Origin of the sequence: Polynucleobacter sp. (assembly GCF_044342855.1) — a bacterium.
Classification (GTDB): Bacteria; Pseudomonadota; Gammaproteobacteria; order Burkholderiales; family Burkholderiaceae; genus Polynucleobacter.
Window position 1 is genome coordinate 1 of the sequence record NZ_JBIIPA010000044.1, and the last position, 6846, is coordinate 6846.

At 43.2% G+C, this 6846-nt stretch carries 11 protein-coding genes; 10 read left to right on the forward strand and 1 reads right to left on the reverse strand.

Annotation, left to right across the window (positions count from 1 at the left end):
• From ACIQZ3_RS10330 to ACIQZ3_RS10350, 5 genes are all read left to right on the forward strand, one after another.
• The coding region (locus ACIQZ3_RS10330) for an IS3 family transposase (protein ID WP_397392864.1) at positions 1-147 on the forward strand (147 nt) is incomplete at its 5' end.
• Between the two features lie 75 nt (positions 148-222).
• The gene (locus ACIQZ3_RS10335; protein WP_397392846.1) at positions 223-888 is read left to right on the forward strand and encodes a YceI family protein; all 666 of its coding nucleotides are present in this window, start codon (positions 223-225) and stop codon (positions 886-888) included.
• A gap of 16 nt (positions 889-904) precedes the next feature.
• Positions 905-1135, forward strand: coding sequence for a sigma factor (locus ACIQZ3_RS10340; RefSeq protein WP_397392848.1), 231 nt, complete (start codon positions 905-907; stop codon positions 1133-1135).
• Entirely contained in the window at positions 1113-1502 is a 390-nt protein-coding gene (locus ACIQZ3_RS10345; RefSeq protein ID WP_397392850.1) for a sigma-70 family RNA polymerase sigma factor, read from the forward strand. The genes ACIQZ3_RS10340 and ACIQZ3_RS10345 overlap by 23 nt, the downstream gene beginning before the upstream one ends.
• A gap of 61 nt (positions 1503-1563) precedes the next feature.
• A complete protein-coding gene (locus tag ACIQZ3_RS10350; RefSeq protein WP_397392866.1) occupies positions 1564-1710 on the forward strand; it encodes a zf-HC2 domain-containing protein in 147 nt (48 codons plus the stop codon).
• Between the two features lie 75 nt (positions 1711-1785).
• Here the strand turns inward: ACIQZ3_RS10350 and ACIQZ3_RS10355 are convergent, their stop codons facing one another.
• Positions 1786-1986 (reverse strand): hypothetical protein, encoded by a 201-nt coding sequence (locus ACIQZ3_RS10355; RefSeq protein ID WP_397392852.1) that lies wholly within the window; start codon positions 1984-1986, stop codon positions 1786-1788.
• A 1337-nt stretch (positions 1987-3323) separates the two neighbouring features.
• On the opposite strand from ACIQZ3_RS10355, the gene ACIQZ3_RS10360 reads away from it, so the two are divergent.
• From ACIQZ3_RS10360 to ACIQZ3_RS10380, 5 genes are all read left to right on the forward strand, one after another.
• Positions 3324-3743, forward strand: a complete 420-nt coding sequence (locus ACIQZ3_RS10360; RefSeq protein ID WP_397392854.1) for a tautomerase family protein — start codon at positions 3324-3326, stop codon at positions 3741-3743.
• Positions 3744-3809: 66 nt separating this feature from the next.
• Positions 3810-4316: a DinB family protein gene (locus ACIQZ3_RS10365; RefSeq protein WP_397392856.1), complete on the forward strand. Its 507-nt coding sequence runs from the start codon at positions 3810-3812 to the stop codon at positions 4314-4316.
• On the forward strand, positions 4313-4912 hold the full coding sequence (locus ACIQZ3_RS10370) for a GDSL-type esterase/lipase family protein (RefSeq protein ID WP_397392858.1): 600 nt from the start codon (positions 4313-4315) through the stop codon (positions 4910-4912). Before ACIQZ3_RS10365 ends, ACIQZ3_RS10370 begins: the two co-directional genes overlap by 4 nt.
• A 260-nt stretch (positions 4913-5172) precedes the next feature.
• The gene (locus ACIQZ3_RS10375) at positions 5173-5526 is read left to right on the forward strand and encodes a nuclear transport factor 2 family protein (RefSeq protein ID WP_397392860.1); all 354 of its coding nucleotides are present in this window, start codon (positions 5173-5175) and stop codon (positions 5524-5526) included.
• Between the two features lie 29 nt (positions 5527-5555).
• Complete coding sequence (locus ACIQZ3_RS10380) at positions 5556-5945, forward strand: tautomerase family protein (protein ID WP_397392862.1); 390 nt, start codon at positions 5556-5558, stop codon at positions 5943-5945.
• The last annotated feature ends 901 nt before the right edge of the window (positions 5946-6846 follow it).

The window sequence follows — 6846 nt, forward strand, 5'->3', positions numbered from 1 at the left end:
TTCTACCAAAAGAAGTTTGACAGCGTCCAATCTTTTAAGGTTGAACTTAAGGAATACATCCACTACTACAACCACGATCGAATCAAAGAAAAGCTAAAGGGATTAAGTCCGGTGCAATACCGAACTCAATCCCTCGTGCTAACCTAATCAAACTGTCCAACTTTTGTGGGTCAGTTCATGGCAAGTGGCATTAAATAAACCCTCTAACATTTTGGAAAAACTATGCATCAGAATTTCACACAACATTTGTCCCAAGCCCTGCTAGTTGCGACTATCTATTTACCCATATTTGGGTTTGGTAGCGCTATGGCACAGGGTGCATCACCTAACTGGCAAGTCCATTTGCCAGCATCCAGCTTGACATTTAATACAACTAAGTCTGGTGCAGTAGGTATAGGCGGCGTCACTGAAACCATGCGATTCAAATCTTTTAAGGGCGGCATGGATGCACAAGGAAATATTCAACTTGATATTAATTTGGCCAGCATTGACAGCGGCGTTATGATTCGCGATGAACGACTGCAAACGATACTTTGGAATGTTGCAACACATCCAGTCGTGAGTTTTAAGGCCAAAATCAAGCCGGAGGATTTGCAAAAAATCAACGCTGGCAAGGAGTCTGTTGGCATCACTGTGGATGGACAGTTGAGTATGGCGAGCCAAAGCAAAGCTATCAAAGCGGAGCTGCAAGTGACCCCCGTTCACAACAAGCGCATGGTGAGCACGCGTGAAGCTATCATTATTAATGCTAATGATTTCGGCCTGAATTCCGGGGTTGAGACTTTGCGTGTGATCATGGGATTGAGCTACCTTTCTACATCGGCCCCAGTAACGTTTCAGTTGGAGCTGACCCCTTCACAGGCGGAGTTCCCCCCTTCGGCTTTGTAAGATAAATATTTTTTGTATGGCTTGGCGTGCGGAGTTGGAGCAAAATTTGCGTGATGAGCGTAGGTTTTTTCTTCGGCTCGCCTATTCCCAGTTACGCGAACAGCAAGATGCTGCAGACGTGGTGCAAGAAATGTCGTTGGCTGCATGGCAAGCTATTGACCAGTTTGAAGGTCGCGCTACCATACGTACCTGGTTGGTTGGTTGGGATTCTCAGGTTCAAAATTTTGGATGCTCTGCGAAGGCGTAAACGTCAGCCCTCATTCAATGGTATGGATGTCGACCAAGAGTTGCAGATGCTTGATCGAGCCTTGTTTGATGTTAATGGTCGGTGGGTGGATGAGCCGCAAGCGTGGTGGGAGACCGATAGCAACCCCAGCGAAACCTTGCAACAAAAACAAACAATGCAATTGTTACAGGCATGCCTAGAAAAGTTACCCGAAAAAACAGCGCATGTTTTTTTAATGCGCGAATACTTAGGTTTTGAAAGTCAGGAAATTTCTCATCGGACAGGGCTTCAAATGAACCATATTCGCGTAATCATGATGCGAGCTCGGCTGGCTTTACGTACTTGCCTTGAATTTAAAATGGCCGGTCGTCCCGGGCTTAAGGAGTAATTTTTTGAGCATTTCTTCTGACCCAAAAAATCAAATCACCTGCAAAGACAGTGTGTGGTTGGTGAGCCAATTACGTGACAACGAACTCGATGTTGAGGATGTGGCGCGACTTGCGCGACATTTGCAGAGTTGTTCGCGATGTCAAACAGCACGACAGCAATTTGAATGCTTACACCGGGGGCTAGATGTGCTATTGGCGATCGACTAGAATGGGTTGACGCAACCTCAATAGGGAAAGTGGATGTTATTTTAAATGGGTATCCGTAATCCGTGATTGATTTTGTTAGCCAATCTGCAATAAGGGCTTAATCTTTGCCCTCATTTCGCCCGGATCCCTTGTACTTATTTTGGATTTAATTTTTGCTTTGCGCACTTGATAATCGAGTGACTTAATTTGATCTGCTAAAACTGCTGTCCGCACGCCATCAATTTCGCAAACTACTTCAAATGGGTTGCCTTTGATTTTAGAGTGAGAAATTGGCATCATTAATTGTTCTCGCCCTTAGAGTTCATTTAAAGCCTTAGGCAGTTATTAGATCGCATATATATTCTTGATTTTACCGAGAGGGATATATTTTTAAATTTTAAAGCGCATGCTTTCATATTTCAGTCTTTACTTATCTCTCAATTTAGTAAATCTCTATCTGGCGACGCCTACTAGAATGAGTGGCAGGTTTGAATTGGAACAGGTGGCGGGCTTGACTGGAATGCGCGCTTAGTCAGCAGGCTCGTTGATTGATCCTCAGGAATATCTGTACACCTCCAAAAATGACGTCTTATTGAAATGAAGAGTTAATCTTTTGCAATAAATGCAGCGTTTATTGTGGCGACCCACGCCGGAGTCACCGGACCACTTCCACTGGAATGACTGGCAGGTTTGGACTGCAATGAGTGGCAATATTCACTGGAATATGTAATAGCTTAAGTCACAATATTTATTGTTCAAGATACCTCTTTTGTTGTGGGGGTGGCCCTCTTTCTGACGATGCTATTTTTTGGAATATGAAGTGTGGGTAATTTCAGATCTTAATTGGTTGCGCCATGATGTCTGCTCAGATAGGTCAATTTTATCTGTCATTATGTTGAAATATGGAATGTCAGAAAGTTAAGGGTATTTATGAATTACGATGCACTGGGGAGGTATGTCGAGGCAGCCGAGAAATTAAACAGCTCTCCAGCTTGATGAGCGATGATCTGATGGGGTTATCAAAGATCGCTGATCAGAGTGGGCTTCAGTTAAATGGCGAGGTTTACCTTTGCGACTTTGCAAAGATCAACCATATTATTGCTAGACTTCAAATTAGGCAAAATGAGTTGATGTACGCAGTTAATACTGCAAACCAGGTGGCGGGCTTGTGCGCTAGACCAAGGTTTAATGTGAGGCAATGGAGTTCTTAATTCAGTGCTGGGGTCTCTATCACTAGAGGCACGCAGGCAGCAGGCGCTAAATTATTCGATTCTGGCTGTTTGCCAGCCTAGAAGCCCTTTTGATCCAGTCGAAACAATTTTATTGGTAGCGCAATTGATTGCATCCACTAAGGATTTATAGCTTCCTTTGGATTTAGTTTGGTGGATTATATGAAAAAAATTATCAGGCGATAGTGAGATGAAAATGGGGTCCCCATCGTTTTGATGTACCAATATTTTTTTCATATAAATTGCGTTTCCATTAAGGTGTGGCGGCAATTCTAACCATAAAATCACGCTAATTTATCTATTGCTAGCTCAATAGATAGGTATCTATTGAGCAATATGATGCTTTAATTGATTTGAATGCAACTTGTGGCGACCTAATATTGAGAAGGCCTGAAATTCTTTAATTTGATTAATCTATCGGGGGGAGGGAATGCCAGCGTATTAATTGAGGTTCGCAAATGCTATAGCAATGAGGAAGAAGTGGTGCTTATTGAGGCCGTGCATGGTGCGTTGGTCGAAGCATTCAAAATTAAGCCAACTGACAAAGCAGTTCGCCTTGTGGCTCATGAGCCCCATCGGTTTGCTTATCCACCTACGCTTGTGCAGCCAGAGCGATTTACTCATATAACAATTAATGCTTTTGTTGGTAGATCTTTGGAGGTTAAGCGAAGTCTCTATAAAGCCATTGTAGCTAAGCTAGGCAGCTTGGGAATTCCTGCCAATCACATTCTGATAGTGCTGATAGAAAGCCCCTTGGAAAATTGGGGCGTTTGCGGCGGGCAAGCAGCGTGCGATACGGATCTAGGGTTTCAGATTGCAATTTAAGCAAGGATGCCCAGCAAATATCAATATTCCCAATAAGCGATGGCACCCTTACCAGCCCCTCCAAGTATGATCACCAAAGAATATATAAGCGCCTTTGCCCAATACAACGCCTGGCAAAATGGCAACATTCTTGCTGCGGCAGGCGCATTAACAGACGAGCAAAGAAAGATGCCCCTTGGCGCTTATTTTGGATCCATTATGGGCACCTTAAGCCATCTATTGTGGGGCGATACTACTTGGTTAAATCGCCTAACTAATACTCCATACACAATAGAACCTCTATCAAAATCATCGACGGCTTTTGCCGAGTGGGATACCTATAAAGAAACACGAATCAATATGGATCAAAGACTTCTTAGATGGTCTTTAGAGATAGATGAGCTATGGCTAAATGGCCAGCTTCATTACAAAACATCCACAGGTGCGGATAATGCCCTACCCACTTGGCTCGTAATCACCCATCTGTTTAACCACCAAACCCATCACCGAGGTCAAGTGCACTGTATGCTGACGCAACTTGGCATAACACCCCCAGACACCGATATTTTATGTACTGATCAATTTCAAAAATGATAGATAACCGTATTTGCTTTATTGGAGATAGTTTTGTAGCGGGAGCCGGAGATGCTCAATGCCTTGGATGGGTTGGGCGTGTAGTGCAATCGGCAAACAAGGCAGGGCATTGTATTACCGCCTATAACTTAGGCATCAGAAGGGATAGCAGCGATGATATTTCTGCGCGGTGGGAAGAGGAGGTTGGCAGGCGCTTTAATACTGATGCTGCCCATTACTTAGTATTTTCCTTCGGCGCAAATGATATGACCTTTGAAAACGGTCAATACCGTGTTAATGTCTTCAAAAGTTTAGAGAACTTTACCCGCATTATTAAGGCAGCAAAAGCTAGGTACCCCACGCTAATAATGGGGCCTTGCCCTGTTGGTGATGCGGGCCAAAATGCACGCCTCATTGAGCTGGACCAATCCTATGGAGATGTAGCCAAAAAACTGGGAGCTCCATATATCTCGGTCATTAACACACTCATGAAATACCTGCTTTGGGTGGATGAGGCAAAAGGGGGTGATGGCGCGCACCCATCATGCCAGGGCTACTCGTATTTAGCTTCCCTATTTCAGAATTGGGATCAGTGGTGGTTCGGGGATGGGGCTTAAGGTTGGATCTGGATTTGGAAAATCCTTAATGTAAACCAGTCTACTTCAGGAGACTTTCATGAGTGATGCCAACGACACCAAGATTATTCTAGCTTTCATTTCGCACCACAGGTATTCCATGGCTATACCTTGAGATAGTTTTAGTGAAATAATTCACTTACACTGATTTAAATATGCGCCGCTAGCCATACAATTATTGTGCTGAACAAATGTTAAGAGTCTAATAAGTACGGTTCACAACCCCAAAAATTTGGAAGCTTATGATCACATCACAATTTGCCAACCAATTTGCGCAAGAATGGCTGCATTCTTGGAATAGCCACAATCTCGATTTAATCCTCTCGCACTATGCTGATGATTTCGAAATGATTTCGCCCTATATCGCTACCATTACAGGCGATCCTTCTGGCACTTTGCGGGGTAAGAAAGCGGTTGGGCAATATTGGGGTGCTGCTTTAGCTAAATATCCAGGGCCGTGTTTTGATCTGCGCCAAGTATTGGTTGGCGTACAAAGTGCGGTCATCTATTACCAGGGAATCAGTGGCATGGCCGCCGAAACTTTTGAAGTTAACCAGGAGGGTAAGGTTATAAAGTCGATTGCCCATTGCGAATAATTTTCACTGTACTGAATCAAACTTATCGCATGTCCCAGATCAAAATATACGGCCATAAAGACTCTTTAAAAAACCATCAAATCAATCTCTCTGATGCAATTCATAGGGCGGTAGTAGAGGCCTTAGCTTATCCAGTTGATAAGAAATTTCATCGTTTTATAGCTCTAGAACAATCGGATTTCATCTTTCCGGCCGATCGAAGCCTCAGCTACACCATCATTGAAATATCAATTTTTGAAGGCAGATCGATTGAGGCCAAGAAAGCCCTTATCAAATTACTCTTTCAGTATATTGAGCTAGGTGTTGGTATTGCCCCTCAGGATGTCGAAATCACCATATTTGAAACTCCAAAACACAACTGGGGTATTCGAGGGCAATGCGGTGATGAGTTGGCGCTTGGCTATAAGGTGGGTGTTTAGCCCTCTTATTTTTAGGGATGAAATATCATGTGATGATGTGCTTACATCGTCGGAATGTATGGGTTAATTTTCACCTTAATGCCTAAGGGCTCCAAAAAAAACCCAGCACTGGTGGCTGGGTATAAAAGCATACACAAATATGCACATGGAGACAAACACTGACTGTCTTATTTAAAAAGATTTTTAACTTCTCAACAACTGTCTTTGGAGACAGGTTTCATGAAACGTCCCTTTAATATGGGGTATGTATAAATATCGCTAACAACATGAATCATTAAATTAACATCTTTGCACATTGTTAATGTCGTAATTTACCTATTACGCAGTCAATAAGATGGTGGTATTGGTGGTTCATGAGATTGGGATATATCTGGATGGCGATCGCAGAGGTTTGTGTGTGATAGGGCGGCAGATGATTGTCGTATGACGCGAATATGTTGTCGCCCATACTCAGATGGTAACAGGGCACAATTCCGGATCGATTAGCTCGCATGATTTGTCTGAAATAGCTCAGTGTGTCGCCCTCTATACTGGATCATTGCCATCAAACCTTGCTAAGGTTAGTAAGAAATTTAAGAAACCCGCATTAATTTTTGGCGTTATTCCAGCAGCGGTTGGAGTTTATTGAATGCATCAGATTCTCGTCAACAGCCCCGTGGTAAAAATTCATGGAAATATTCACGGGGTGTTTTATTCCAGAAAGAGTTCCCCCGTGCTGCAAGATGCATCATGTTAGAACATGGCTGATCAGAGTTTTGCTTGTAAATGCAACTCTAATTCGTGTGGCGACCTTGGCTTTCTTTGACCTTCCCCCGATAAATCACCTTCAATCAGTTCGTATTAAATTACTAACTATTGGAGAGATAAATGAAGATCCCAAAACAGCAGTACACCTTGGAAT